This is a genomic window from Anaerostipes sp. PC18 (assembly GCF_039789045.1).
GTDB classification, from domain to species: Bacteria; Bacillota; Clostridia; order Lachnospirales; family Lachnospiraceae; genus Anaerostipes; species Anaerostipes hominis.
This window is the reverse complement of record NZ_CP121164.1, coordinates 1,273,537-1,298,657: the sequence shown is the minus strand read 5'-3', so window position 1 is coordinate 1,298,657 and position 25,121 is coordinate 1,273,537. Positions and strand designations below refer to the sequence as shown.

Genomic DNA, 25,121 nt, shown 5'->3' with positions numbered 1-25,121 from the left:
TTTATTTCCTCCTGCTTTCGTTCTGACTCTTTATAAAATTTATTATTTCATCTGAAAGTGTCTGATTGCCCATTTTGTATTCACGCCCAAGTGCCTTATATTTTCCTTCTCCGAATCGATGGTAAGGAAGCATCTCATAAGAAACACCTTGTTTATCTTTAATAAAATCTTTGATTTGAAAAAGTTCTTTTTTTGTATCATTAAATCCTGGTATGACAGGAGTACGAACCTGCTTTTTTAAATCAGGAAATTCTTGACAAAGTCTTTCAAAATTATCAAGAATTTTCTGATTTGATTTTCCCGTATATTTCTCATGTTTTTCTGAATTCATTGATTTTAAGTCAAATAAAATCACATCTAAAAATTGGGCTGCTTCTCTCAATATTTCATAATCTGCATATCCACAAGTCTCAATTGCTGTATGAATTCTTCTTTCTTTTGCTTCCATCAAAAGCTGAATCAGCCACTCCCCATGAGATAAAGGCTCTCCTCCACTTACAGTTAAGCCGCCCTCTCCATAACGGTAAAAATCTGCCTGCTGTTCAACCTGATCAAGAATTGCTCCAATCTCTTTGTTTTCGCCTTCCTTTTTTATCGCTTTTGAAGGACAAACATCCGCACAAGCAAGACATTGGCTGCATTGGTTCCAACAAACCTCAGCTTTTCCCGATTTTCCAAAAACAATGGCATCTTTGGGGCAGACTTCTTGGCAAAATGCACACTCCGTCTGCCCGATACATTTTTGTTTTACATATGAAATTTCTACTTTATATTTCTGAGACTCCGGATTACAGCACCATCTGCATTGCAATGGACACCCTTTCAAAAATACAATGGTCCGGATTCCTGGTCCATCATGAAGCGAATAATTCTGAATATTAAATACCAATGTTGATAAACTCATTATGAAACTGCCTCATGTTCCGTTCTGGCAATAATGTCATCCTGAAGATCCTTCGACAATTCCGTGAAATATGCACTATATCCTGCAATACGAACTAAAAGATTTCCATACTGTTCTGGATATTTTTGTGCCTCCCGCAAGGTATCTGTATTCAAAACATTAAACTGAATATGCCACAACTTCAAATCATGCCAGGTACGGATAAAGTTTACTAATTTCTCCGTTCCTTCTTCGCCTTCTACACAGGATGGACTTAACTTTACATTTAGAAGTCTTGCTGCATGGTCTCTACGGTCGAAATTCTTTGTTTTATAATTTGAAAGAAGCACTGCTGTCGGTCCATTTAAATCTGCTCCCTGAGATGCACTGGAACCATCTGACAATGGTGTGTAAGCAAATCTTCCATTTGGAGTTGCGCTGACAACCTTTCCAAATGGTACATGAGAAGTAAAAGGTACCAATCGCAGATCCAGATGTACACCAAGTTCTTCCCCATAACGCGCCGTAAATTTCTGTGCTTCATAATCCAGTAATTTCCCAATCTCATCTGTATAGCTGTCATCATTTCCATAAGCTGGTGCATGAATCAACATCTGACGGATTGCCTCATATCCTTCAAAATTATGCTCCATTGCTTCTTTCAACTGAGCTGCTGTAATTTTCTTTTCTTCAAACACTAATTTTTTGATTGCTGCAAGAGAATCAACAACTGTTGCATATCCGATAAATTCGAAATAACCTAAATCAATTCCCCCTTCAATCTTCGGCTGATGTAAATCTGTATAAGTTTTCTGGCACAATTTATGCATCAGTGAGCCAAGTGGTGATGCAAAATGCTGTCCACGCAGACGAATGATTTCATGCTGCTGAATAAATGCATGTTTAATGAAATATCTCTGCTGTTTCAAATATGCCTCTAAAACTTCATCAAAAGTTTCAAATTCTTCAAACTCTCCTGTTTGAAGTCCTATTACTTCATCTCCATACTTTTGCATTTTTCCATTATAAATTACCATTTCCAGCGCTGCTGCAAAGTTAATATAAGCATTTGGACTGGTATAAGTATCCCGGTTCGGCATACGGCATTCTGCGCAGCCAGACACGCTGTAATCGTATGCTTCCTCAAAAGCAGCACCTTTCGAAAGCAGGATTGGCACTACTTCTTCGTCATTGATTAATTTCGGGAATCCAGCCCCGTCTTTAATGGTTTTGGCTACTTCATACAGATACCGTTTTGGGCTTCCTGTATGAATTCTTGCTGCCAAATCTGGATAATTTAATGGAAATTCTCGTTTCGATTTCAATAAAATATATGTCAATTCATTGACTGCATCATAACCCTGTTTTGTAACTCCCCCAATGGTTACTGCTTCCCAATGGGCATATCCTTCATTGAAGGATCCTCCAGCTTCAGAAAGATATAAATCAACAAACTGAGCCATAGAAACCCACATACATTCAAATAACTCCTGCACTTCATCGTCAGTAATAATGCCGGCCTTTTTATCTTTCAAATAAAATGAATATAAATATTGATCCATTCTTCCATTCGAGATAATCGTTCCAGTTTTTTGCTCCACTCTTGAGAACATCTGTGTAAACCACTGCGCCTGCATTGCTTCATAAAAAGTTCTTGGCGGATTTTTGGGAACATAGTGGCAGGTCTCTGCAATTTTTAATAATTCCACCTTTCTTTTTGGATCTTTTTCTTCTTGGGCTAATTTTTCTGCAAGATCACCATGGCGGTCTGCCCATAAAATTATGGCATCACAGGTAATTATCACAGACTGTAAAAATGGAAGTTTTTCTGTATAGTCCACCGGACTATATTCGTCTAACTCTGAGAGTCTCTCCTCCGCTTCTTTTTTCAGTCCTAAAAATCCTTTTTCTAACACAACCTCGTAATCATGTACCCACTGAAGAGAAGATCGAAAAGATGCTGTTTCATTCACAATATATCTTGATGTAAGTTCTTTATCCTGATTATATGTTAATTTTGTTGTTTCCTTTGTAAATGACTTGGCAAGATCCTCATGGAATGTTTTTCCTACCCAGTATGGGGCAATTTCTTCAGACACGATTTTGGCGTCTTCTTCTGAAATGCTGAATGGAGAAATTGTCCGCGTCGGCAATGTCTCAATTGCTTCCCCTAATGTGTTTCCATCTAATTCCGGATAAAGGATTCCGTAGCGTCCCTGTTTTCCACTCCTTCCAACGAGCAGTTGATCATCGTCAATATAGACCGTTGCATGTTTGACATAATGCATCAATGCTTTTGCCCATCTTAAGATTAAAGGTTCTCCTTCTGTTTCCTGAAAAGATTGTGTAAAATACAAACCTCTTTCAATATCAATTTGTGGTTTTTCTCCTCGAATACGACTCAAAATTTTTGTCGCACGATTTTCATGGATGAATGCTGGTTTTTTTTCCTCGATTTCATATTGAATCCGCTGTTCCTGCGGTGATACTACTTTTTTCATTGTCTTTCCTCCTAAAATTACAAAATATAAAACCAGAGGTTGCAAGAATCAAGCAATTTTGCTTGATTCTTGCAACCTCTGGTTTTCCAGTCAGTTTTTTCTCTATATAATATATTATGATATTGCATTTTTAAGCTGTTTCAATGCCTGCCAAAGGACTTTCCTCGCGCACGCAATATTAATACGCTTAAATCCTTCTCCTTCCGGGCCAAGCATTGAAGCTTGATCCAGCCATAATCCAGCTTGATTTACGATCAAATCTTCTCTTTCTTTTTTATGAAGTCCTAATTCTCGAAAATCCAACCAGACTAAATAGGTCCCTTCAGGTTCGATCACTCGGATATTAGGAAGATTTACTTCTACATAATCTTTTAAAAATATTTCTTTCGTTTCGGAATTTTCTGCGGAGTTTCTGATTGGATATAAGATGCATATATCCAAAATTTATAAAATCACTGTGAATTTCATCTAATTCCCATTCTCTCCAAACACGTCCCGTTGGATTCTGTGGACTACAGAATAGAAAAAATTTTACTCGATTTGACACAATCTTTCTTTCAAAATCCTCAAAATCAATCTCATAATGATCTCCTTCGTTTGTAAAAGCTCTAACTGCAGCAGCCAAAGCAAAAACAACACCTGGTGTTTTTACAATCCAATTCCTTTCAATCTTCCATTGAAAATGTTCCTGATACCATTTTACCACTGCATCTGCATATTCCTTATCAGATTCCGAATATCCCAATATGCCATGCTGTATTCTTTCCTCTAATGCTTCAAGAATCTCTGGAGCCGTCTGAAAATCCATATCAGCAACCCTAATGGTAAGATACCTTCCGGCTTGCCAAGTCTTTTGGCAAAATCATATTTTATAGACATTGCATTCTGACGGTTTATTACCATGTCAAAATCGTACTTCATTGTCTTCCTCCAATCAATGATTAAGTCTTACCTTTTCCTTCTTTTCTATCTGAATAATTCTTCCATCTTGTACAATCACAGTAACAGAGCCAAATCGAATATCTTCAATGAATTCTTTAATTTTTAGTAAATCTTCTTTTGTTACCTTTGCTTCTCCCATAATAACTCCTTAACGACACAAAATTGTTCATTAAATATAATACATATTCTGCCCATCTTGATTATATTCGAAATAATTTCTTTCTAAATCTTCTAATGTTAAATTTTTTAAAGTTCCCTTCGATTTTGCATTAATTTTATCATTAATCTCTTTTTGTATCACCAGTGAAATTATATTTTCTTCATTATCATTTGAGATATCCTCCCCGAGGTCCTTTCATTCCCTTTATGATACCCACGCTCCTGAGATTTCCAAAAATTTATTCCAAATACTGAGAAGGATTCTCATTTCTTTTTACCAGACTTCCCAAGGATACTTGACTATCTTTAAAATTAATTGCTAAAGCTTTCAAAGCATACCTACTTTTTTGAATATTTTATAAATTTTTTCAGCCATGTCTTCAACATCAATCTTTTGTTTTCCAGCCATTTGTATACTAAATATCCAATCATTGCTGTATAGAAAAACAACCAAAGATGCAGAATTTTTCTTACAAACCTCTGGTTGTCCAGTCAGCACTATACTATATGAATGGGGCTCGAAACTTATACCTTATCGCGCGGAGCGCGTCCACCCGAAGGGTATAAAATACGGTGTGCCCTGCGGGTATATAATTTCAGCCATTTTTTAGTTTCCGCCAAATAACGGCGTGGATAAATAACGGTCACCAGAATCAGGAAGCAAAACTACAATTGTCTTCCCTTTATTTTCCGGTCTGGCTGCCAGTTCTTTTGCAGCTTTTAATGCTGCCCCGGAAGAAATTCCAACTAAAATACCTTCAGTGACTGCAAATGCTTTCCCTTCTGTAAATGCATCTTCATTTTCCACAGTAATAATTTCGTCATATACTTTTGTATTTAATATATCTGGCACAAATCCAGCACCAATTCCCTGAATTTTATGAGGTCCCGGAGTACCTTTGGATAATACCGGACTGCTTTCAGGCTCAACTGCTACAATTTTCACATCTGGATTCTGTGATTTTAAATACTCTCCAACACCAGTCACTGTTCCTCCTGTTCCTACACCGGCGACAAAAATATCAACTTTTCCATCTGTCTGATCCCAAATTTCCGGACCCGTCGTTTCTTTATGAACTTTTGGATTTGCAGGATTCACAAACTGTCCAAGAATCACAGAACCTTCAATCGATTTGTTCAACTCATCCGCCTTTTCAATGGCTCCCTTCATTCCTTTTGCACCCTCTGTTAATACAAGCTCTGCACCATAAGCCTTTAAAAGGTTTCTTCTTTCTACACTCATTGTATCTGGAAGAGTTAAGATTGCCTTATATCCTTTCGCTGCTGCAACTGCTGCAAGACCAATCCCTGTATTTCCAGATGTTGGCTCGATAATTGTAGCCCCCGGCTTTAAGATTCCCTTTTCTTCTGCATCTTCAATCATTGCTAAAGCAATACGATCTTTTACAGAACCTGCCGGATTTAAATACTCCAGCTTGCCAAGAATCACGGCTTCCTCAACTCCTGCATTTTTTGTATAACGATTCAATTTTAATAATGGTGTTCTTCCAATTAATTCTGATGCACTTTCTTTTATCTTACTCATATCACTATTTCCTCTCTTTATTTTCCTACTTAATCACTAGGTTTACTATGGATTATATTATAGGGTCTGTTTTATGTTTTGTCAAGAGCTTTTTCAGAAATTTTATTTTCTTAAATTGCCTGAGGTCTTCTGTTTATATGTAATTTTCGTGCTTTTTCTTTTATCTCTGTTATAATATTGATATGCTGTTTACACTAATATTCAGACAAACATTATATATGGAGGTTTTTTCAATGCAGAAAATTGCAAGTTTTACGGTCAACCATTTAGACCTTCTGCCCGGAGTATATGTATCTCGCAGGGATTCACTCGGGACAGAAACATTGACAACCTATGACCTGAGGATGACCGCACCGAATAAAGAGCCAGTTATGAACACCGCTGAGATTCACACCATCGAGCATCTGGGCGCAACCTTTTTAAGAAACCATGCTGAATATAAAGACCAGGTCATCTACTTTGGACCCATGGGCTGCCGCACCGGTTTCTATTTGATCCTAGCCGGAGATCAGACTTCCAGCGAGATACTTGAGCTGGTAAAAGAAACGTTTGAGTATATACGAGACTTCGAAGGAGAAGTTCCCGGGGCATCTGCCAGAGACTGTGGAAATTATCTCGATATGAACCTTCCTATGGCAAAACTCCTTGCTTACAAATATTTGACTTTTTCCTTATATACTGCAAATGAGAAAAATCTGAATTATCCGGAATAGATCCGTCAATACTGATAAAGTAACTTCAAATATAAAAAGGAGGCTTTATCAGATGTCAGAGCAGAATAAAATATATGAAGAAGTAGCGATCAACTGCAGTCAGTACTGCCCTTGCGGCCGTGACCACTCTGTCAAAAATGTCAGTAACGGAGACGATGTAAAATGTGAGAGCTGTCTGAACTGTTCTCATTTCTCGGAAGAAGAATGTCATTGCTGTCTGGACTTGTACGACAAAATTGTAGACAAAATGTAATCAATGACTAAAGCAGCTGTCTTATCGGGGCAGCTGTTTTGCTGTCAGTGTACTGCCTCTATGAGAGGCAGCCTTCATCTTCTTTTTTGAATATTGAAATTGTTCTTCCGCCTTTTCTTATAATTTTAGCAGACTTCCTTGTTCTGAATAAAAAACATCTATATAAATTGTGAAAATTCTGTCTGTTGGTGATACAATAGGAATAAACTTTAATGATTAGGGGGAAATATCATGTCACTACAACAGATTATTGCAATTGCCATTTTTTTAATCACCATGGCCGCAATCATTTCAGACAAACTTCACAACACCGTTGCCGCAATTTCAGGTGCGATCCTTTTAATTTTAACCCATATTCTTACCATTGACGAGTGCGTTGAGGCCGTAGACATAGAGACCATCGGTATTCTCGTAGGTATGATGCTTTTGGTGGCCATAGTCAAAAATTCCGGTATTTTTGAATATATTGCAATTAAAGCCGCAAAGCTTGCAAAAGGACGCCCCTGGCCAATCATGGTCACGTTTATCATCATCACAGCCGTTTTATCCGGACTTTTAGACAATGTTACCACCGTGCTGCTGGTCGGGCCGATGACTCTGGCTATTACCAATATTTTAGGTGTCAATCCGGTTCCCTACATCATCACACAGATCATGGCTTCCAATATCGGAGGTACCGCAACACTGATCGGGGACCCGCCCAATATCATGATCGGCAGTGCGGCAAAGCTCAGTTTTGTAGATTTCATATTAAATACTGGTTTTGCCATCGTTTTTGTAATGATTGCCGCCCTGATCTGTTTCCGTTTTATCTACGGAAACAGTCTGACCGTCGAAGATAAAAATATAAAGGAAGTCATGAAGCTGGATGAATCAAAAGCAATTAAAAGTAAAAAACTGCTGATCCAGAGCGTGATCATTCTGTTGATTGTTGCATTATGTTTTATTTTCCATGACCAGCTTCAAATGCAGTCTGCAACCATCGCTCTGGCCGCTGCCTGTCTGATGCTGATCATCGGTGGACAGGACCCTGAGGATATTATTCTGAGCGTCGAATGGCCGACCATCCTTTTCTTTGTTGGATTATTCATTGTTGTAGGCGGTCTGGAGAAGGTCGGAGTCATCACAGTTCTTGCCAATGGGCTGCTCTCAGTTACCGGGGGAAATATAACAATGACTATGCTTCTGATCCTTTGGATTTCCGCGATCGTTTCATCTTTCCTGGATAATATCCCATTTGTGGCAACTCTGATTCCGATGATCATGACAATCCAGTCTCACGGTGTAGATGTGACTCCTCTGTGGTGGGCACTTTCCCTGGGAGCCTGCCTTGGCGGCAACGGTACACTGGTCGGAGCCTCAGCCAATGTAGTTCTTTCAGGCATCAGTAAAAATGCAGGATATCCGATTACTTTCGGAAAATACTTTAAAATTGGTTTTCCTATGATGATACTCTCAGTATTTATATGCTCTGTTTTTCTGCTGATCCGGTTTTCATAATTATTTAACTACTGTTTTTATAGGAGGGGTTTTATATCTGCAGATCAAATAGCTGCAATCATTATTTTTGTTGTTACAATGGCTGCCATTATCACGAACAGGGTAAACAATACGCTGGCCGCTGTTTCCGGAGCTATTCTGCTTGTACTGACCCATATTCTTTCTATTGAAGACTGTGTCGGATTTATTGACGCAGAGACGATCGGAATCTTGGTAGGGATGATGCTTATGGTATCTGTCATCAAGACGTCCGGTATTATTGAATACATAGCGATCAAATCTGACAAGCTCGCCAAAGTCCGTGGCCCATCATGGTTGTTTTTATCATCATCACAGTAGTACTGTCCGGCCTGCTTGACAATGTCACTACAATTCTCCTTGTAGGACCTATGACTCTGGCTATTACAAATATATTGTAAGTTGATCCGGTGCCTTACATGCTCACACAAATCATGGCATCCAATGCCGGAGGTACAGCTACTTTGATCGGTTACCCGCCCAATATTATGATCGGTACGGCCACAAATCTAAGCTTTATGGATTTTATCCGGAATACCGGGGCAGCGGTTGTTCTTAGCATGATCGTTTCAATTATCTGTTACCGGTTTATTTATAAAAAAAGCCTCACTGTGGATGAAAAGAATGTACAGAAAGTGATGCAGCCGGATGAACACAAATCCATCAAAGATAAACGCCTGATGAATTTAAACGGCGGAAATATGATCTTTACCATGCAGGCCAGTGGGGTCCATGCTGAACCTCTCTGGTGGATGGGCGCCTGTCTCGGAGGAAACAGCACTCTGATCGGTGCCTCTGCAAATGTGGTGCTGGCAGGCATCAGCAAAAATGCAGGCTATCCCATCTCCTTCGGGAAATATTTTATAGTGGGATTTCCAATTATGCTGATCTCCATTGCAGTTTGTTCCGTCTTTTTACTGATCAAATTCACATATTTTTTTAAATTAATTCCGCCGCGCTAAGAAATGCGCTTCACAGTATGTACTTTTTAAGGAGGATTTTTTATGAATGAAAACACAGTAACCAGCGATTTTATTAACATTAATCTGCGTCAGCTGGGCGCCACGTCAATCAAAGAATATAACAGCATAATGCACATAGCAGAATTTGACTTGGGAGACGGTCTGATCGTGTCCTATGTCTTTAATATCACCCGCCACAACAAATACTTTCTGCAGCGTGTTCAGCCCTATGCGATGATCCACGGAAAATTTGCCAGCGATCGTGAGATCCTCGAATTTATCCAGAGTGACTTAAAGCGTTTTGTGAACGCAAAGAACAGCAAGAACTTTGATACCTTCCTGATCATTTCGCATTTGGGACATCATGTCACAGAAAACATAGAAAAACTGTTTTTAAATTACAATGTAGACCCCGATAAACTTGAGGGAATACAGGAAAAAATGGAAGAGTCTTTGACAGATATTATTAACCTGTATCAGGCTTCGAAAAAAATCGACCTGAAAGAAGACGATTAAAATGGAGGCTCCCTGTATTGTTAAGATACAGGAGAGCCCCTTCTTTTTTATTTGAGTCTTACTTTCAGCCTGACCGGCTGATGGTCCGTATAATGAAAATCATGATCCAAGACTTTCACCTGCTCCACCTGCACATTCGGCGAGACGATAAAGCCATCAATCACATAGACCTGTGAATCTTTCTCATAGGCTTTGTTCAGGAGACGGCATGTAGGGTATGAATCATCTACTGCAAATTTAAAGCCCTCCGGAAGAATCTCATTTCCGATAGCTCCGGGAGACCAGTCTTCTTTATTGCGGATCGGATACTTGGTGATCCCCTCAAAAGTCTGGTTAAAATCTCCTCCTGCGATCACATAGTTCCCTTTCTTATATTCTTCTTCCAATACGTTCAGAAGCATTTTGCTCTGGGCTTCTTTTCCTTCTCCGGAATCATAGGCTTCCAGATGCAGATTGATCAGCACAAGCTCCGCCCCTGATCCTTTGACCGGCAGCCTGGTCTTTAAAAGGCACCGTTTCAGATTGCATGTTTTAAGAGGCCATGAAAAAGATTCCGGCAAAGCAATCCTTTCGGCTTTGCTGACCCTGGTGTCCGTCAGCGTCAGAAGACCACTCTCCACATGTCCGATGGTTGGCCATGGATACGGAGCGTAAGCCACTTTAAAGTTATAGGCAAACATTCCGCCCAGTCCCAGCATAGCCTCATAATACTTTTTCTGGTCAGTGGAATAAGAGCGTTTGGAATCCAGATCCACTTCCTGCAGAAAATAAGCGTCCGCTTTGTGTTCCTTCAGCATGCCCACGATCCCTGCAAGATTTTCCTCCACCTGAATCTTGCTGTCCGGTCTCACTTTTGTACCTCCGTCCATAAAGAAGTCTTCGTCCTTTCCGAGGCCGGCGTATCCGGTATTCAGGCTGACCACGGTAAATGGATCTTCTCTGGAAATCTCTCTGGTTCCCTCTGATTTCTTTATACTTTCTGTCTTTTGGGGCCGGTATTCCATGACCGTGACAAAGATCAGCAATCCTGTAAACACAAAAACGACTGCAGTGATCACCACTGCCATGATTTTAGCTGCTTTTTTCAGCATCTTCATAAGCCTCAGTCCTTTCTATTATTCCAGGTACAGTCCAACCGGGCAGTGGTCAGAACCATAAATATCTGTATGAATGACTGCTTCTGCCAGGCGTTCTTCAAGGTCCCCGGAAACACAGAAGTAATCAATGCGCCATCCCGCATTCTTCTCCCTTGCTCTGAACCGATATGACCACCAGCTGTATGCCTCGGTCACATCCGGGTAAAAATAGCGGAATGTATCAATAAATCCGGCTTCTAAGAGTTTGGTGAATTTTTCCCTCTCTTCATCTGTAAATCCCGCATTTCTCCTGTTTGTCTTTGGATTTTTAAGATCGATCTCCGTGTGCGCCACATTCAGGTCGCCGCAGAGGATAACCGGCTTGTCCTCTTCAAGTTTGAGCAGATACTCTCTGAAATTTTCTTCCCAGTCCATCCGGTATGATAATCTGGCAAGCTCACTCTGGGAATTCGGGGTATAGCAGGTCACCAGGAAATAATCATCGAACTCCAAAGTGATCACTCGCCCCTCGTGGTCAAACCCGTCGACACCGATTCCATTTTTTACAGACAAAGGCCTGATCTTTGTAAATACTGCCGTCCCCGAATATCCTTTTTTTTCTGCGTAATTCCAATATTGGTAATAATCCGGAAGTTCCAGATCGATCTGGCCCTCCTGGAGCTTCGTCTCCTGGATGCAGAAGATATCTGCATCCAACTGCCCCATTACATCTAAAAAGCCTTTCTTCACGCAGGCTCTCAGCCCGTTTACATTCCAAGATACCAACTGGATCATAGTCTTTCTCCTTCTGTTACAATATACTGGGATTTATGACACAAAAAAAATCCTGTAACCTCAGTATAACACCTTGATTACAGGATTTTAACCTTTATTGTATATCTACAACAATCTTTTTGTCGCCTTTATCAACGGAAGCCTTGACCACAGTCCGGATCGCCTTTGCAATCCTTCCCTGCTTGCCAATGACTTTTCCCATATCACCTGGGGCAACATGTAATTCCAAGATTAAAGCATCTTCAGTCTCACGCTCGATTACTGTTACTTCGTCCGGTTGATCTACGAGGGCTTTTGCAATCACTTCTAACAAATGTTTCATGCGTTTTGCCTCCTAACTATTTTTCAATTCCAGCAACTTTAAGTAATCTTGCAACAGTATCTGTCGGCTGTGCACCCTGAGATAACCATTTCTTTGCAGCGTCTTCGTCGAATTTGATCACACTTGGATCCTGATTCGGATCGTAAGTACCGATTTCTTCGATGAATTTTCCGTCTCTCGGAGATCTGGAATCTGCTACAACCACTCTATAAAAAGGAGACTTTTTCTGTCCCATTCTTTTTAATCTCATCTTTACTGCCATCTGTTTCACCTCCATAAATTTTAATTGTTAAAAATATCTATAACAAAGCGTTAAAAAGGAAATTTAAATCTGCCTTTTTTTCCGCTCTTGCCACCAAACATACCAGACATCTGCTTCATCATCTTCTTCTGGTTCTGGAACTGTTTGCAAAGCTTGTTGACTTCTGAGATCGGCACCCCGGCACCGTCGGCAATCCTTTTCCTTCTGGAAGGATTGATGATCTCCGGCGTGGCCCGCTCTTCCTTCGTCATCGAATAAATGATCGATGCGGTCCGGTCCATCATACTGTCATCCAGGTCTGCACCCTTTAACTGATTCCCAAGTCCCGGGATCATGGACAGCATGTCGGCAAGTCCTCCCATCTTCTTTACCTGCTCCATCTGTTCTAAAAAGTCGTCAAAGGTAAAGGAAGCTTTTCTGAGCTTTTGCTGCATCTCCAGCGCCTTTTCCTCATCCACGGTAGCTTCAGCCTTCTCGATCAGAGTCAGCACATCTCCCATGCCAAGAATCCGGCTCGTCATGCGATCGGGATAGAACTGCTGAAGATCATCCAGCTTCTCTCCCATACCAATATATAAAATCGGTTTCCCTGTGACAGAACGGATCGATAATGCCGCTCCTCCTCTGGTATCGCCGTCCATCTTTGTAAGGATGACACCGTCGACTCCGACTTTTTCATTGAAATCTTTTGCCACATTGACCGCATCCTGTCCGGTCATGGCATCTACTACGAGAATGGTCTGATGCACATCGACGGCCTGTTTGATGGCAATCAGTTCTGTCATCATGTCCTCATCGATATGTAAGCGGCCCGCTGTATCCAGAATGACAATGTTGTTGCCATTCTTCGCCGCGTGCTCAATGGATGCCTTTGCGATATCCACAGGGTTCATCTTATCTCCCATGGAAAATACCGGGACACCTTGTTTTTCTCCATTGACTTGAAGCTGTTTGATCGCTGCCGGACGGTAGACATCACAGGCCACCAGTAACGGACGTTTTCCCTTCTGCTTATACTTTCCGGCGATCTTAGCCGTGGTAGTCGTTTTACCCGCACCCTGGAGACCTGCCATCAGAATAACTGTGATTTCATTGCCGGGTTTCAACTGAATCTCTGTGGTCGTGGACCCCATCAGGGCCTCCATCTCTTCTTTTACTATCTTAATGACCATCTGTCCCGGATTCAGTCCGTTTAGTACGTCCTGCCCAACAGCACGGTCCTGAACAGCTTTAATAAATGTTTTAACAACTTTAAAGTTGACATCAGCCTCTAAAAGCGCCCGCTTGACTTCTTTCATCGCTGCCTTTACATCGTTCTCTGTCAGTCGTCCCTTGCTTCTCAAATTTTTAAATACGTTTTGAAGTTTCTCAGATAAACTTTCAAATGCCATAACATCCTCCTGAATCCGCCGCAGACACCGGCGATCTGTTACAAATCTTCCAGAATCCCGTTGGATACCTGCTCTATCTTTCTGATCTCTGTTTTCATCTGCTGCTGATCCACTGCATCTAAAATGCTCTTGGCCAGAAGATGAATCTCACTTACTTTTTCTTTCGTCCTCAAAAACTTTTCCACAAGGTGCAGCTTTCTCTCATATCCGGCGAGAATCTTATTGCAGCGCCTGATCATATCATAGGCAGCCTGTCTCGTAATTCCGTGTTCTCCTGCAATCTCGCTGGGAGACAAATCGTTCAGTACATGGTCTTCGTATATTTCCTTTTGATGTTCTGTCAGAAGCTCTCCATAAAAATCGTATAAGAGTGTCTGTTCTACAATCCGTTCCATGCTGCCTCTCCTGTAAAGTGTTTTTCCTTTACCGAGATATAGTGTATCGGATATCTTTCTGTTTGTCAAGTATTTTTCCTTGCACATTTTACTGTTCTGTGGAAATATCACTTGAAAAAGTTTCACTTTCCTGTAAAATAGAAAAAAGACGATCCCAAACGAATTTTAAATAAGAAAGGTTTATTTCCATGATACAAGCAATCAATGTGACACTGCGCCTTGGAAAACGCGCATTATTTGAAGATGTAAACATTAAATTTACAGAGGGCAACTGTTATGGCCTGATCGGAGCCAACGGAGCGGGCAAATCAACTTTTTTAAAAATCCTGTCCGGTGAACTGGAGCCGTCTCAGGGTGAAGTAGCCATCACAGACGGCCAGAGGCTGTCCGTATTAAAACAGGATCACTACCAGTATGATGAATACACGGTGCTGGATGCTGTGATGCTGGGGAATACCCGGCTTTATGAGATTATGAAAGAAAAAGATGCGATCTATGCCAAAGAGGATTTTACAGAGGAAGACGGCATCAAGGCCAGCGAACTGGAAGCTGAATTTGCCGATATGAACGGCTGGGAAGCCGAATCCGATGCTGCAACGCTCCTGAACGGACTCGGTATTGACAATGATCTCCACTATGCAAAGATGTCTGAGTTAAACGGTTCTCAGAAGGTTAAAGTACTCTTGGCCCAGGCTTTGTTCGGCAATCCGGACATCCTGCTGCTGGATGAGCCCACCAACCATTTGGATCTGGAAGCCATCCGCTGGCTGGAAGATTTCCTCATCGACTTTGACAACACCGTTATCGTTGTATCCCATGACCGCTACTTTTTAAATAAGGTATGTACCCATATCGCTGATATCGACTATGCAAAGATCCAGCTCTACACTGGAAACTATGATTTTTGGTATGAGTCCAGCCAGCTGATCTCCAAACAGATGAAAGATGCCAACAAGAAAAAAGAAGAAAAGATCAAAGAACTGCAGGATTTCATTGCAAGATTCAGTGCTAACGCTTCCAAATCCAAGCAGGCCACATCCAGAAAGAAAGCACTGGATAAGATCCAGCTGGACGAGATCAAGCCATCCAGCAGAAAATACCCTTATATCAATTTCAAACCAATCCGCGATATCGGAAACGATGCCCTCTCTGTAGAAGGACTTTCCAAGACAATCGATGGTGTGAAAGTCCTTGATAATGTCTCTTTCACTATGAATCCAGAGGATAAGATCGCTTTTGTAGGCCCGAATACACTGGCTACCACAACCTTCTTCCGTATTATTGCCGGGGAACTGGAGCCAGATAAGGGGACATATAAATGGGGTGTCACGACTTCCCAGTCCTATTTTCCTAAGGACAACACAAAGGATTTCAGTGAAGATATGTCCATCGCAGAGTGGCTCAGCCAGTACTCTGAGGACAAGGATGTCACCTTTGTCCGCGGTTTCCTCGGGCGTATGCTTTTCTCGGGTGAAGAAGCCTTAAAGAAAGTTTCTGTTTTATCCGGAGGAGAAAAGGTCCGCTGTATGCTGTCTAAACTCATGATCAGCGGAGCCAACATCCTCATTTTAGATGAGCCGACCAACCACCTGGATATGGAATCCATTACTGCCCTGAATGAAGGGCTCCACAAGTTTACCGGAGGGCTGTTGTTCAGTTCACAGGATCATCAGTTTGTACAGACCACGGCCAACCGTATCATTGAGTTCACGGACAGCGGCATGATCGACTTCCTCGGAACCTATGATGAATATCTGGAAAATGATGAGTCTGCAAGAAAACGCCAGGTCGCAAACTACGACGAAGAAAACTAAATAAATTCAGAAAGAGCAGGCATCCTTTATTGGTGCCTGCTCTTTTTCAGCGTTTCTGCTTCATCTCGGCCATGTCTCCGAAGATAGGTGTCGCTTTTCCGAATCCGCCGGATATATCCATGATCTGCCCGGTAGTGTAGGCAGACTCATCACCGGCAAAATACACAACTGCCGCAGCGATCTCCTCCGGTTTTCCCATTCTCCGGATCGGCGTGTGTTTTAAGAAGAATTCTCTGAACTCATCGCTCAGATGATCCTGCACTGCATCAGTCGCCGTCATGCCGGGCAGAACAGCATTGCAACGAATATTGTGCCTTGCCTCCTGGACCGCAATCAATTTGGTGAGATAATTGATCGCCGCTTTGCTGGTTCCATAGGCAACCTGAGAGATATCCGGTACCAATCCGCCTACGGAAGAAATATTGATGATACTGCCTCTCCCCTGTGCTTCCATGTGTTTTATGGCTGCCTGGGAAGCCGCAAACACACTGGTCAGATTCGTATTGACGATCTGAAGGAAGTCTATGCAGTCCGTATGGCCGATATCCATGTCTTTCTTCGGATCTGAAGTGCCGAAATTGTTTACAAGCACATCGATACGCCCTTCCTTATTGACCACTTCCTCAATCATACTGTCGTAAGTCTCCGGTTCATAGGCATCATTATACACATACCTTACTCGAAAGCCCTTCTGATTCAGCTCATCCGCTCTCTGCCCCGCTCGTTCCAGGTTTCTGGCCCCCATATATACAATGGCACCTTCTTCGGCACACGCTTTCGTTATCGCCAGACCAATCCCCCTCGTTGAAGCTGTAATCAAGATTACTTTATCTTTTAATCTCATACCTCTGATCTCCTTTCTTATTTATTAATTATTTCCTTCTTCCACAAAAAAATGCCGCAGGATAACTTTTCATAAAAGCTAGCCTGCGGTATAAATTCTTCTGCTTATGCGTACTGTACTTTCAGAGCAACATTCTCGTAGCTGATCTTAATAATATTTAATATGCTCATCACTACTGTGGTGCACACATCCACAATGTACTTGATATCATCTGCCACGCTGTGTTCACCGCGCATATATTCTGCATGGATGTTCTGAATGAATTCAGACAAACCTTTTGTAGAACTCAACGGAACAATCTTGTCTTTGCGCTCCATAGCTTCTTCTGTGGAGAGATACTCTTTGAGTCCGTGTTTTAAATCCCTCTCATAAATACAATGGTCCTTTACATTGCCCTCGTAGGTGCTGTTGTGGGGATACGTAAAGTAATCAGCAATATAATGAATAATCACTCCCAACTTTGCGCAGCGGCGCATGTTCATCCCCTTCAGTGTATCATAGTCTGATACAAAGTCATCAAGTTGATTCTCTATTTTATCATATGTTATGTCAAAAGTATGCGGTGTTGTCAAAAAGGATGGTCTGCAGTCCGGCCAGATACTCCCGACATAAAACGGTAACTTATAGTCAAAAACTTCTTCCAGTCTCAGTGAATCCATAATTTGTCCAGCCAATGAAATATGTGATTTTTTTCTCATTCGATCTCCTTAAAGAACTTGACATGTAACTCTGATTCTAATCTTATTATATCCAGTTTTCTAGAAAAATCAACTGAATTACTCTTTATATTCCTTAAGAATTTCTAAAATGTCATGAATTGAAAATCCTCTTCTGGCAAAGAAAGCCAGATTCTTCTGGAAATTTTCCTCTGTTACCGGTCCTTTCTGCCGAATCCTTTTTTTAATCTGTGTTCTCAGAACATCTGACTCTGAGGCAGCAGACTCTTCCCAGATCTGTTCAAACAATTCCGGCCTTATGCCCTTCTTGGACAATTCCTGTCTGAGCTTCAGACGGCTCTTTGAAGATCCCCGGTACTCGATATAATTTCTCACATAGGCTTCGTCGTCTATATAACGGTATCCTTCCACATAGGAGATCGCTCCTTCTATACAGGAATCAGGCAGTTCCAGACGCCTAAGTCGCATCCTGATCTCCTCCTTTGTCCGGTCAGAGACCTTTAAAAGATTTATCGCCTTTAATTTGGCCCGGCTTAGGAGCATGCTGTCCAGTTCATTCTTCTGTACATCGGACAGTTCCATGTCTTCTTTCAGACCAAGTCGCCTGACTTCCCCTGCATACAAAAGACAATATCGTTCATCCTCCAGATAGAGTCTGATCTGCTTTTTCCCTACCGGCTCCAGCATCGTCACTCTCATATCTGATGCTTACTGATGATTTGTCTCCGGCTTTTCTTCTGCCGGTGCGTCGTCCTCTGTTCCCGCTTCCAGTCCGTATTCCCTGCGGACTGCCGCCTCCACTTCCTGGGCTACTTCCGGATGTTCTTTTAAGTATGTCTTGGCATTCTCTCTTCCCTGTCCGATCTTTTCTCCCTGATATGCATACCATGCACCGCTCTTTTTGATCACATCTACGCCGGCCGCCAGATCCAGGATATCTCCTTCTTTAGAGATTCCTTCACCGAACATGATATCGAACTCCGCCTGCTTAAACGGCGGTGCAACTTTATTCTTTACGACTTTGATACGGGTGCGGTTTCCGACCATGTCCCCGGCCTGCTTCAGTGTCTCGATACGCCGCACGTCCATACGGATAGAAGAATAAAACTTCAGAGCACGCCCTCCGGTAGTTGTCTCAGGATTCCCGAACATGACTCCTACTTTTTCTCTCAGCTGGTTGATGAAAATAACGGTACAGTTGGACTTGCTGATGATAGCCGTCAGTTTTCTCAAAGCCTGTGACATGAGCCTTGCCTGGAGACCCACATGGGAATCTCCCATATCTCCGTCGATCTCTGCCTTTGGCACCAGTGCTGCGACAGAATCGACGATAATGATATCCACGGCACCGGAACGCACCATGGTCTCGGCGATCTCAAGTCCCTGCTCCCCGGTATCCGGCTGAGAAATATAGAGGTTGTCCACATCCACTCCAATGTTCTGAGCATAGACCGGGTCCAGAGCATGCTCTGCATCTATAAACCCGGCAATGCCTCCTCTCTTCTGTACTTCTGCAACCATATGTAATGCGACCGTTGTCTTACCGCTTGACTCCGGACCATAAATCTCGATCACCCTTCCCTTCGGAATTCCTCCGACTCCGAGAGCGATATCCAGGCTCAGAGATCCTGTCGGTGTAGTCTCGATGCTCATATCCGCCTGGTATTCTCCAAGTTTCATCACGGCTCCTTTGCCGTAATCTTTCTCTATCTTCGTGAGAGCTGCATCCAATGCTTTTAACTTCTCTGTCTGTTGCATCTGTATTCTCCTTTTATCTTATTATGAACTGTTTTTGATTATATCATAGCACAAAGAGAAAAACAAGTGTTCGTCGAATATTTGTTCGTACTTGTTTTTCTCCTTTATTTTAACATATTTTTATATATTTTACAATCACTCTGACAGTGCTTTCCGGATCATTGTCAGTGCCCGGCACACAGAAACTTCTCTGATCTTGGCGCGGTTTCCTCTCAGATCATACTTCTTCACAACTGTGTTGCCGCGTCTGCTGACTCCGATATAGACCAGCCCCGGTTTTTTCGTTCCTGTCTCTCCCCCGGGACCTGCAAGTCCGGTGATCCCCACACCAATATCTGCGCCTGAAGTCTTTAAAACACCTTCTGCCATCTCTCTTGCCGTTTCCTCTGAGACAGCGCCGCAGGCCTTCAAAGTTTCTTCTTTTACACCAAGGTACTTCATTTTAGCCTCATTAGAGTAGGTGATAAAGCTCTCATCCAATACATTTGACGCCCCCGGAACATTGATCAGCCTTCCGGCAAGCAGGCCGCCGGTACAGGACTCGGCACAGGCGATCTTATCACCCTTGCGCTCAAGCATCTTTACGACCACTTCCTCCAGTGTTTCGTCTTCCTCAATGGTATAAATCTTGTTTCCAAATCTTGATTTCAGTTCTTCCACCATAGGCATGACAAGCTCTTTTGCCTCATCCTCAGAGTCAGCCTTGGCCGTCACCCTTAAATGCACTTCCCCTAACTTTGCATACGGTGCCACCGTTGGATTGCTCTGTTCATCGATCAGGTCCATGATCTGGGTTTCCACATAACTTTCTCCCAGACAGTCGATCTTGACAACCTTGGAATATAAAATACCAGGCTGAAGTTCAGAAAGAATCGGTTCTACCTGCTCATGAAACATCGGGATCAGCTCGCTTGGAGGTCCCGGAAGCAGGATGATCTTCTTATCTTCTGGTCCGTTGATCACCATACCGGGCGCAGTACCGTTTTTGTTGTATAAAACAGTACAGTCTTCCGGCACCATGGCCTGTTTTAAATTGTTTTCCGTCATCGGACGTTTGATGCTCGTAAAGTAGGAAGTGAGGCGTTCCTTCGCCTCTGCGTCTTCCACAAGCTCCTGACCGCAGGCTTTTGCCGCGATCTCTTTTGTCAGGTCATCCTTCGTAGGCCCGAGTCCGCCTGACAAGATCAGGATATCCGACCGTTTCATTCCTGTCTGAATCACTTCTTCCACCCGCTTTGGATTGTCACCCACAGTGGTCTCAAAAAAAACGCTTGTCCCAAGGGCGGCTAAGCGTTCTGACAGATAGGCAGCATTGGTGTTGACAATGTTGCCTAATAATATTTCTGTTCCCACACAAATAATTTCTGCTGTCATAATTGTCTCCTTCTATTTCAAGACATTCTTGTTTTTTAATAAATAATCCAATAATGATATAATGGTCAACACAAGCGAAATGTATACTAAAATATTTTCAATAAGCACCGCTGTGCCTGTTCCCAGGTCGATGATCAGCATAATGATCATAAACATCTGAAAATTGGTCTTGAACTTACCCCAATAACTGGCTGCGATCACCACACCGTTGTCTGATGCGATCAGCCGGAAACCGCTGATAATAAATTCTCTGGCGATAATAATGATCGCGATCCATGATGCCAGGCGGTTCATGCCCACGAGAGCGATCATGGCAGAGCAGACTAGAAGCTTATCTGCCAAAGGGTCCATAAATTTTCCAAAATTAGTCACAAGATTGTACTTCCTCGCGATATGTCCGTCCAGAAAGTCAGTGAGGCTTGCAATGATAAAAATGGCCACAGCAATCCACTTGCTGATCTCACCAAACGGTTCCGCCAGCAGTACAAAAATAAAAATCGGTATCATCAATACTCTCAATATCGTTAGTTTATTGGGTAAATTCATAGTCCATCTCTCCTATCAAATCGTACTCATTTCCTTTGGTAATTTTCACATAAACATAGTCTCCGGTCAGCAGTTCTTCCGGTGAAGTCACAAAGACACATCCGTCCACTTTTGGTGCATCCATATAGCTGCGGCCCACATACACATCGTCCTCAAACAGATATCCTTCGATCAGTACCCTGATAGTTTTTCCAACCATCCCTTGAGTATGTTCGCAGGAAATCTGCTGCTGAAGGGCCATCAGTTCATCCCTTCTGGCTTCCTTCACCTCTTCTTCTATCTGCCCTTCAAATTCTGCTGCCTTTGTATCCTCCTCCGGAGAATAAGTAAAGACTCCCAGGCGCTCAAAGCGCTGCTGCCTCACAAACCCCTTCAGTTCTTCGTGCTGTTCTTCTGTCTCGCCCGGAAAACCGGTGATAAGCGTTGTACGAATCGCAATGTCCGGTATTTCATTCCTAAGCTTCTCGATGATCGTTTCGATGTCCTTCTTAGATGTCCTGCGGCCCATCCGCTTTAAAATCCCGTCACTGCAGTGCTGAATCGGCATATCGATATAGTTTGCAATCTTTTCTTCTTCCTTTATCGTCCGGATCAGCTCATCGGTGATCTCCTCGGGATAACAGTACAGCAGGCGTATCCATTTTATTCCCTCGATCTTACAAAGTTCTCTCAGCAGAACGGGAAGCTCCTTTTTACCGGTAAGATCGTTTCCGTACAGCGTCGTCTCCTGAGCTACCAGGACCAGCTCTGTCACACCGGATGCTGCCAGCTCCCGAGCGCTCTTTAACAGTTCCTTCATCGGAACACTCCGAAACCTCCCCCGGATCTTCGGAATGATACAGTAGCTGCACCTCTTGTCACATCCCTCGGCAATCTTTAAATAAGCCATATGACTTCCGGTCGTGACCAGACGCCGGTGTCCGGAATTATCCGGAAGATAATTGATGCTCTCATAATGTACATAGCCATTGCCCGCAAGAGCCTCATCCACTGCCTCGACAATAGAATCGTAACTGGTAGTCCCGAGCACCGCATCGATTTCCGGAATCTCCTCCAGGATTTCGTCTTTATAGCGCTCAGACAGACATCCTGTGACCACGAGTGCTTTCAGATTCCGTTCTTTATAAGCTGCCATCTCAAGGATCGTATTAATGCTCTCTTCTTTGGCGTCATGAATGAAACAGCATGTGTTGATGACGATCACATCCGCCTCTTCCTCGTCGTTCGTTAAAGTGTGTCCTCTCTCTGTGAGCAGTCCCAGCATCACCTCACTTTCTACAAGATTTTTATCACATCCAAGAGAAATAAAAAGTATTTTCATTTGTTATTCTCCAAACAATTTTTTTGACTGTACGCAGTTTTTCATCAGCATAGCGATCGTCATCGGTCCCACGCCTCCCGGCACCGGAGTGATCGCAGATGTCTTTTCCTTCACTGCGTCAAAATCCACGTCCCCGCACAGCTTGTTATTTTCATTTCTGTGGATACCCACATCGATGATGACAGCCCCTTCTTTGACATAGGATGCATCAATGAATTTAGGCCTTCCGACAGCTACTACCAGGATATCCGCGCGGCTGCATACTTCCCGCAGATTCCTCGTCCTGGAATGGCAGACGGTCACTGTGCCGTTTTCTCTGAGCAGAAGCATAGACATAGGTTTTCCCACAATATTGCTCCTGCCCACGACGACACATTCTTTTCCGCCGATCTCCACACCAGAGCGTTTTAAAAGTTCAATGATCCCGGCCGGAGTGCACGGAAGGAATCCGTCATTGCCGATCACCATGTTTCCCACGCTGACCGGATGGAATCCGTCTACATCCTTCTTCGGATCAATGGCATGGATCACCGCATCTTCATCCATATGCGGCGGCAGAGGGAACTGGACTAAAATTCCGTTGATCTTTGGATCTTTGTTGCACTTTTCCACCAGATCAAGCAATTCCTGCTGGGTGGAATCTTCCGGTATCTCGTAGGATACAGAAGTAATCCCAATATATTCGCATGCTTTTTTCTTATTCCTCACATAGACAGAGGATGCAGGATCTTCTCCTACCTGGATCACCGCCAGGGCAATCTCTTTTCCCTCTGCTTTCATGGCAGCCACTTCCTGCTTTAATTCGTCTTTGATCTCCGCTGAGATCTTTTTTCCATCTATTATCTGTGTCATGTATGTTCCCCCTCTCGTCATTTCTAGAATAAACCGGTGATGGCACCGTCTTCGTTTACGTCAATGCCTTCCGCCGCCGGCTTTTTCGGAAGCCCCGGCATGGTCATGATATCTCCGGTCAGCGCTACAACAAATCCGGCTCCTGCGTTTACATAGATTTCGCGGATCGTAATATCAAAATTCTCCGGACGGCCAAGCTTCTTCGGATCATCAGATAAAGAATACTGGTTTTTCGCCATGCAGACCGGAAGATTTCCGTAGCCAAGTTCCGTAAGCTGCTTTTTCTGTCTGACTGCCGCCGGTGCATAGACGACATGATCCGCTCCGTAAATCTTTGTAGCGATGGTCTCGATCTTTTCTTCGATGGTCGTATCCTCGTATGAATACAGCGGGTGGTACTCGCTTTTTTTCGTCTCTAACGTCCTGAGGACTGCCTTTCCAAGCTCGATGCCGCCGTCTCCGCCTTTTTCCCACACCTCTGACAGGGCAAAATCACAGTCTCTCTCCTGGCAAAAATGTTTGATAAAGTCCAGCTCAGCCTCAGTGTCCGTGACAAACCGGTTCAGTGTGACAACCACAGGGACCCCGTACTGCTTCAGGTTGGAGATATGCTTTTCCAGATTTACGATTCCTCTGCTCAGGGCGTCGATGTCTTCCCTGCCCAGATCTTCTTTGGAAATGCCGCCGTTATATTTAAGAGCCCTGACCGTAGCCACCAGAACAACCGCATCCGGAGCAAGTCCTGCCATCGGACATTTGATATCCAAAAACTTCTCAGCTCCAAGGTCCGCTCCGAAGCCTGCTTCCGTGACAGTGATGTCGGAAAGCTTTAAAGCCATCTTCGTAGCCTGGACGCTGTTGCAGCCGTGAGCGATATTGGCAAAAGGACCGCCGTGTACAAAGGCCGGCGTATGTTCCAGCGTCTGGATCAGATTCGGCTTTAAGGCATCCTTTAAGAGGGCCGCCATGGCTCCCACAGCGTTTAAATCCGCTGCTGTCACAGGTTCTTTATTCATATTATAGGCAACAATGATCTTGCCTAAACGTTTCTTCAGATCTTCCATGTCGTTTGCAAGACAGAGAATTGCCATGATCTCAGAGGCCACCGTGATCACAAAATGGTCCTCACGGACAACGCCGTCCACTTTTCTTCCCAGTCCCACGACAATATTTCTCAGTGCCCTGTCATTCATGTCCAGGCATCGTTTCCAGACGATGTCTCTCGTATCGATCCTCAGTGCATTTCCCTGCTGGATATGGTTGTCAATCATAGCCGCCAAAAGATTATTTGCGGAAGTGATAGCATGAAAATCACCAGTAAAGTGAAGGTTTAAATCTTCCATAGGCACTACCTGAGCATATCCGCCCCCGGCAGCTCCTCCTTTGATCCCAAAGCACGGTCCAAGAGAAGGTTCTCTTAACGCAGCCACCGTTTTCTTTCCGAGCTTTGTGAGGCCCTGCGCGAGACCGATGCTGGTCGTGGTTTTTCCTTCTCCTGCCGGAGTCGGATTGATAGCCGTCACAAGCACAAGCTTCCCGTCCCCGCGATCCCTGATTTCGTTCATGAATCCGGAAGACAGCTTCGCTTTATATTTGCCGTACAGCTCAAGATCGTCTTCACTGATCCCAAGAGACGCCGCTACTTCCTTGATTGGCTGTAACTCTGCTTCCTGTGCAATCTGAATATCTGTTTTCATTGGT

General features: G+C 43.3%; 28 protein-coding genes. 7 read left to right on the top strand and 21 right to left on the bottom strand.

Annotated elements, in window-relative coordinates:
* Position 1 precedes the first annotated feature (1 nt).
* The 6 genes from P8F77_RS07005 to cysK form a co-directional block, all read right to left on the bottom strand.
* On the bottom strand, positions 2-904 hold the full coding sequence (locus P8F77_RS07005; RefSeq protein ID WP_287519633.1) for a glycyl-radical enzyme activating protein: 903 nt from the start codon (positions 902-904) through the stop codon (positions 2-4).
* Entirely contained in the window at positions 904-3,384 is a 2,481-nt protein-coding gene (locus P8F77_RS07000) for a pyruvate formate lyase family protein (RefSeq protein ID WP_287519631.1), read from the bottom strand. The genes P8F77_RS07005 and P8F77_RS07000 overlap by 1 nt, the downstream gene beginning before the upstream one ends.
* Positions 3,385-3,498: 114 nt before the next feature.
* Positions 3,499-3,720 (bottom strand): hypothetical protein, encoded by a 222-nt coding sequence (locus P8F77_RS06995; protein WP_347256418.1) that lies wholly within the window; start codon positions 3,718-3,720, stop codon positions 3,499-3,501.
* Positions 3,721-3,727: 7 nt separating this feature from the next.
* Entirely contained in the window at positions 3,728-4,192 is a 465-nt protein-coding gene (locus P8F77_RS06990; protein WP_330625675.1) for an aminotransferase class I/II-fold pyridoxal phosphate-dependent enzyme, read from the bottom strand.
* A 126-nt stretch (positions 4,193-4,318) separates the two neighbouring features.
* Positions 4,319-4,465, bottom strand: coding sequence for a YezD family protein (locus tag P8F77_RS06985; RefSeq protein ID WP_287519629.1), 147 nt, complete (start codon positions 4,463-4,465; stop codon positions 4,319-4,321).
* Positions 4,466-5,092: 627 nt separating this feature from the next.
* Entirely contained in the window at positions 5,093-6,031 is a 939-nt protein-coding gene (cysK, locus tag P8F77_RS06980) for a cysteine synthase A (protein WP_024727954.1), read from the bottom strand.
* Positions 6,032-6,264: 233 nt separating this feature from the next.
* On the opposite strand from cysK, the gene P8F77_RS06975 reads away from it, so the two are divergent.
* From P8F77_RS06975 to P8F77_RS06950, 6 genes are all read left to right on the top strand, one after another.
* Positions 6,265-6,744, top strand: a complete 480-nt coding sequence (locus P8F77_RS06975) for an S-ribosylhomocysteine lyase (RefSeq protein WP_024727955.1) — start codon at positions 6,265-6,267, stop codon at positions 6,742-6,744.
* Between the two features lie 52 nt (positions 6,745-6,796).
* Positions 6,797-6,997: a hypothetical protein gene (locus tag P8F77_RS06970; protein WP_024727956.1), complete on the top strand. Its 201-nt coding sequence runs from the start codon at positions 6,797-6,799 to the stop codon at positions 6,995-6,997.
* 231 nt (positions 6,998-7,228) lie between these two features.
* Complete coding sequence (locus tag P8F77_RS06965) at positions 7,229-8,497, top strand: ArsB/NhaD family transporter (protein WP_270432015.1); 1,269 nt, start codon at positions 7,229-7,231, stop codon at positions 8,495-8,497.
* Between the two features lie 78 nt (positions 8,498-8,575).
* Positions 8,576-8,836, top strand: a complete 261-nt coding sequence (locus P8F77_RS06960) for an SLC13 family permease (RefSeq protein ID WP_330625674.1) — start codon at positions 8,576-8,578, stop codon at positions 8,834-8,836.
* Between the two features lie 98 nt (positions 8,837-8,934).
* A complete protein-coding gene (locus P8F77_RS06955; protein ID WP_334300208.1) occupies positions 8,935-9,477 on the top strand; it encodes an SLC13 family permease in 543 nt (180 codons plus the stop codon).
* 42 nt (positions 9,478-9,519) lie between these two features.
* Positions 9,520-9,993, top strand: a complete 474-nt coding sequence (locus tag P8F77_RS06950) for a hypothetical protein (protein WP_024727958.1) — start codon at positions 9,520-9,522, stop codon at positions 9,991-9,993.
* A gap of 47 nt (positions 9,994-10,040) precedes the next feature.
* On the opposite strand, the gene P8F77_RS06945 is transcribed toward P8F77_RS06950, so the two are convergent.
* The 6 genes from P8F77_RS06945 to ylxM all read right to left on the bottom strand — a co-directional run bounded on the left by P8F77_RS06945 (position 10,041) and on the right by ylxM (position 14,234).
* Positions 10,041-11,090 carry an endonuclease/exonuclease/phosphatase family protein gene (locus P8F77_RS06945; RefSeq protein WP_034549597.1) on the bottom strand — a complete coding sequence of 350 codons (1,050 nt, stop codon included), beginning with the start codon at positions 11,088-11,090 and terminating at the stop codon, positions 10,041-10,043.
* A gap of 18 nt (positions 11,091-11,108) precedes the next feature.
* Positions 11,109-11,864: an exodeoxyribonuclease III gene (locus P8F77_RS06940; protein ID WP_024727960.1), complete on the bottom strand. Its 756-nt coding sequence runs from the start codon at positions 11,862-11,864 to the stop codon at positions 11,109-11,111.
* Between the two features lie 94 nt (positions 11,865-11,958).
* Positions 11,959-12,186, bottom strand: coding sequence for a KH domain-containing protein (locus P8F77_RS06935; RefSeq protein ID WP_006568928.1), 228 nt, complete (start codon positions 12,184-12,186; stop codon positions 11,959-11,961).
* Positions 12,187-12,202: 16 nt separating this feature from the next.
* Positions 12,203-12,448 (bottom strand): 30S ribosomal protein S16, encoded by a 246-nt coding sequence (gene rpsP / locus P8F77_RS06930; protein WP_024727961.1) that lies wholly within the window; start codon positions 12,446-12,448, stop codon positions 12,203-12,205.
* A gap of 50 nt (positions 12,449-12,498) precedes the next feature.
* Positions 12,499-13,839: a signal recognition particle protein gene (gene ffh, locus P8F77_RS06925; RefSeq protein ID WP_024727962.1), complete on the bottom strand. Its 1,341-nt coding sequence runs from the start codon at positions 13,837-13,839 to the stop codon at positions 12,499-12,501.
* Positions 13,840-13,877: 38 nt separating this feature from the next.
* A complete protein-coding gene (ylxM, locus tag P8F77_RS06920; RefSeq protein WP_024727963.1) occupies positions 13,878-14,234 on the bottom strand; it encodes a YlxM family DNA-binding protein in 357 nt (118 codons plus the stop codon).
* A gap of 188 nt (positions 14,235-14,422) precedes the next feature.
* Here ylxM and P8F77_RS06915 point away from each other — a divergent pair, with 188 nt between their 5' ends.
* The gene (locus P8F77_RS06915; protein ID WP_024727964.1) at positions 14,423-16,048 is read left to right on the top strand and encodes an ATP-binding cassette domain-containing protein; all 1,626 of its coding nucleotides are present in this window, start codon (positions 14,423-14,425) and stop codon (positions 16,046-16,048) included.
* A gap of 46 nt (positions 16,049-16,094) precedes the next feature.
* On the opposite strand, the gene P8F77_RS06910 is transcribed toward P8F77_RS06915, so the two are convergent.
* The 9 genes from P8F77_RS06910 to P8F77_RS06870 all read right to left on the bottom strand — a co-directional run bounded on the left by P8F77_RS06910 (position 16,095) and on the right by P8F77_RS06870 (position 25,117).
* Entirely contained in the window at positions 16,095-16,892 is a 798-nt protein-coding gene (locus P8F77_RS06910; protein ID WP_024727965.1) for an SDR family NAD(P)-dependent oxidoreductase, read from the bottom strand.
* Between the two features lie 104 nt (positions 16,893-16,996).
* Entirely contained in the window at positions 16,997-17,590 is a 594-nt protein-coding gene (locus P8F77_RS06905) for a zinc dependent phospholipase C family protein (RefSeq protein WP_148459928.1), read from the bottom strand.
* Between the two features lie 78 nt (positions 17,591-17,668).
* Positions 17,669-18,268: a regulatory protein RecX gene (locus tag P8F77_RS06900; RefSeq protein WP_148459929.1), complete on the bottom strand. Its 600-nt coding sequence runs from the start codon at positions 18,266-18,268 to the stop codon at positions 17,669-17,671.
* A gap of 9 nt (positions 18,269-18,277) precedes the next feature.
* A complete protein-coding gene (gene recA, locus P8F77_RS06895; RefSeq protein ID WP_270432024.1) occupies positions 18,278-19,327 on the bottom strand; it encodes a recombinase RecA in 1,050 nt (349 codons plus the stop codon).
* Between the two features lie 135 nt (positions 19,328-19,462).
* Entirely contained in the window at positions 19,463-20,701 is a 1,239-nt protein-coding gene (locus tag P8F77_RS06890) for a competence/damage-inducible protein A (RefSeq protein WP_287519620.1), read from the bottom strand.
* Positions 20,702-20,713: 12 nt separating this feature from the next.
* Positions 20,714-21,247, bottom strand: coding sequence for a CDP-diacylglycerol--glycerol-3-phosphate 3-phosphatidyltransferase (gene pgsA, locus P8F77_RS06885; protein WP_009288713.1), 534 nt, complete (start codon positions 21,245-21,247; stop codon positions 20,714-20,716).
* Complete coding sequence (rimO, locus tag P8F77_RS06880; protein ID WP_287519617.1) at positions 21,231-22,568, bottom strand: 30S ribosomal protein S12 methylthiotransferase RimO; 1,338 nt, start codon at positions 22,566-22,568, stop codon at positions 21,231-21,233. Before rimO ends, pgsA begins: the two co-directional genes overlap by 17 nt.
* A 3-nt stretch (positions 22,569-22,571) precedes the next feature.
* Positions 22,572-23,420 (bottom strand): bifunctional methylenetetrahydrofolate dehydrogenase/methenyltetrahydrofolate cyclohydrolase FolD, encoded by an 849-nt coding sequence (gene folD, locus P8F77_RS06875; RefSeq protein ID WP_287519615.1) that lies wholly within the window; start codon positions 23,418-23,420, stop codon positions 22,572-22,574.
* 23 nt (positions 23,421-23,443) lie between these two features.
* A complete protein-coding gene (locus P8F77_RS06870; protein WP_148459934.1) occupies positions 23,444-25,117 on the bottom strand; it encodes a formate--tetrahydrofolate ligase in 1,674 nt (557 codons plus the stop codon).
* Positions 25,118-25,121 lie beyond the last annotated feature (4 nt).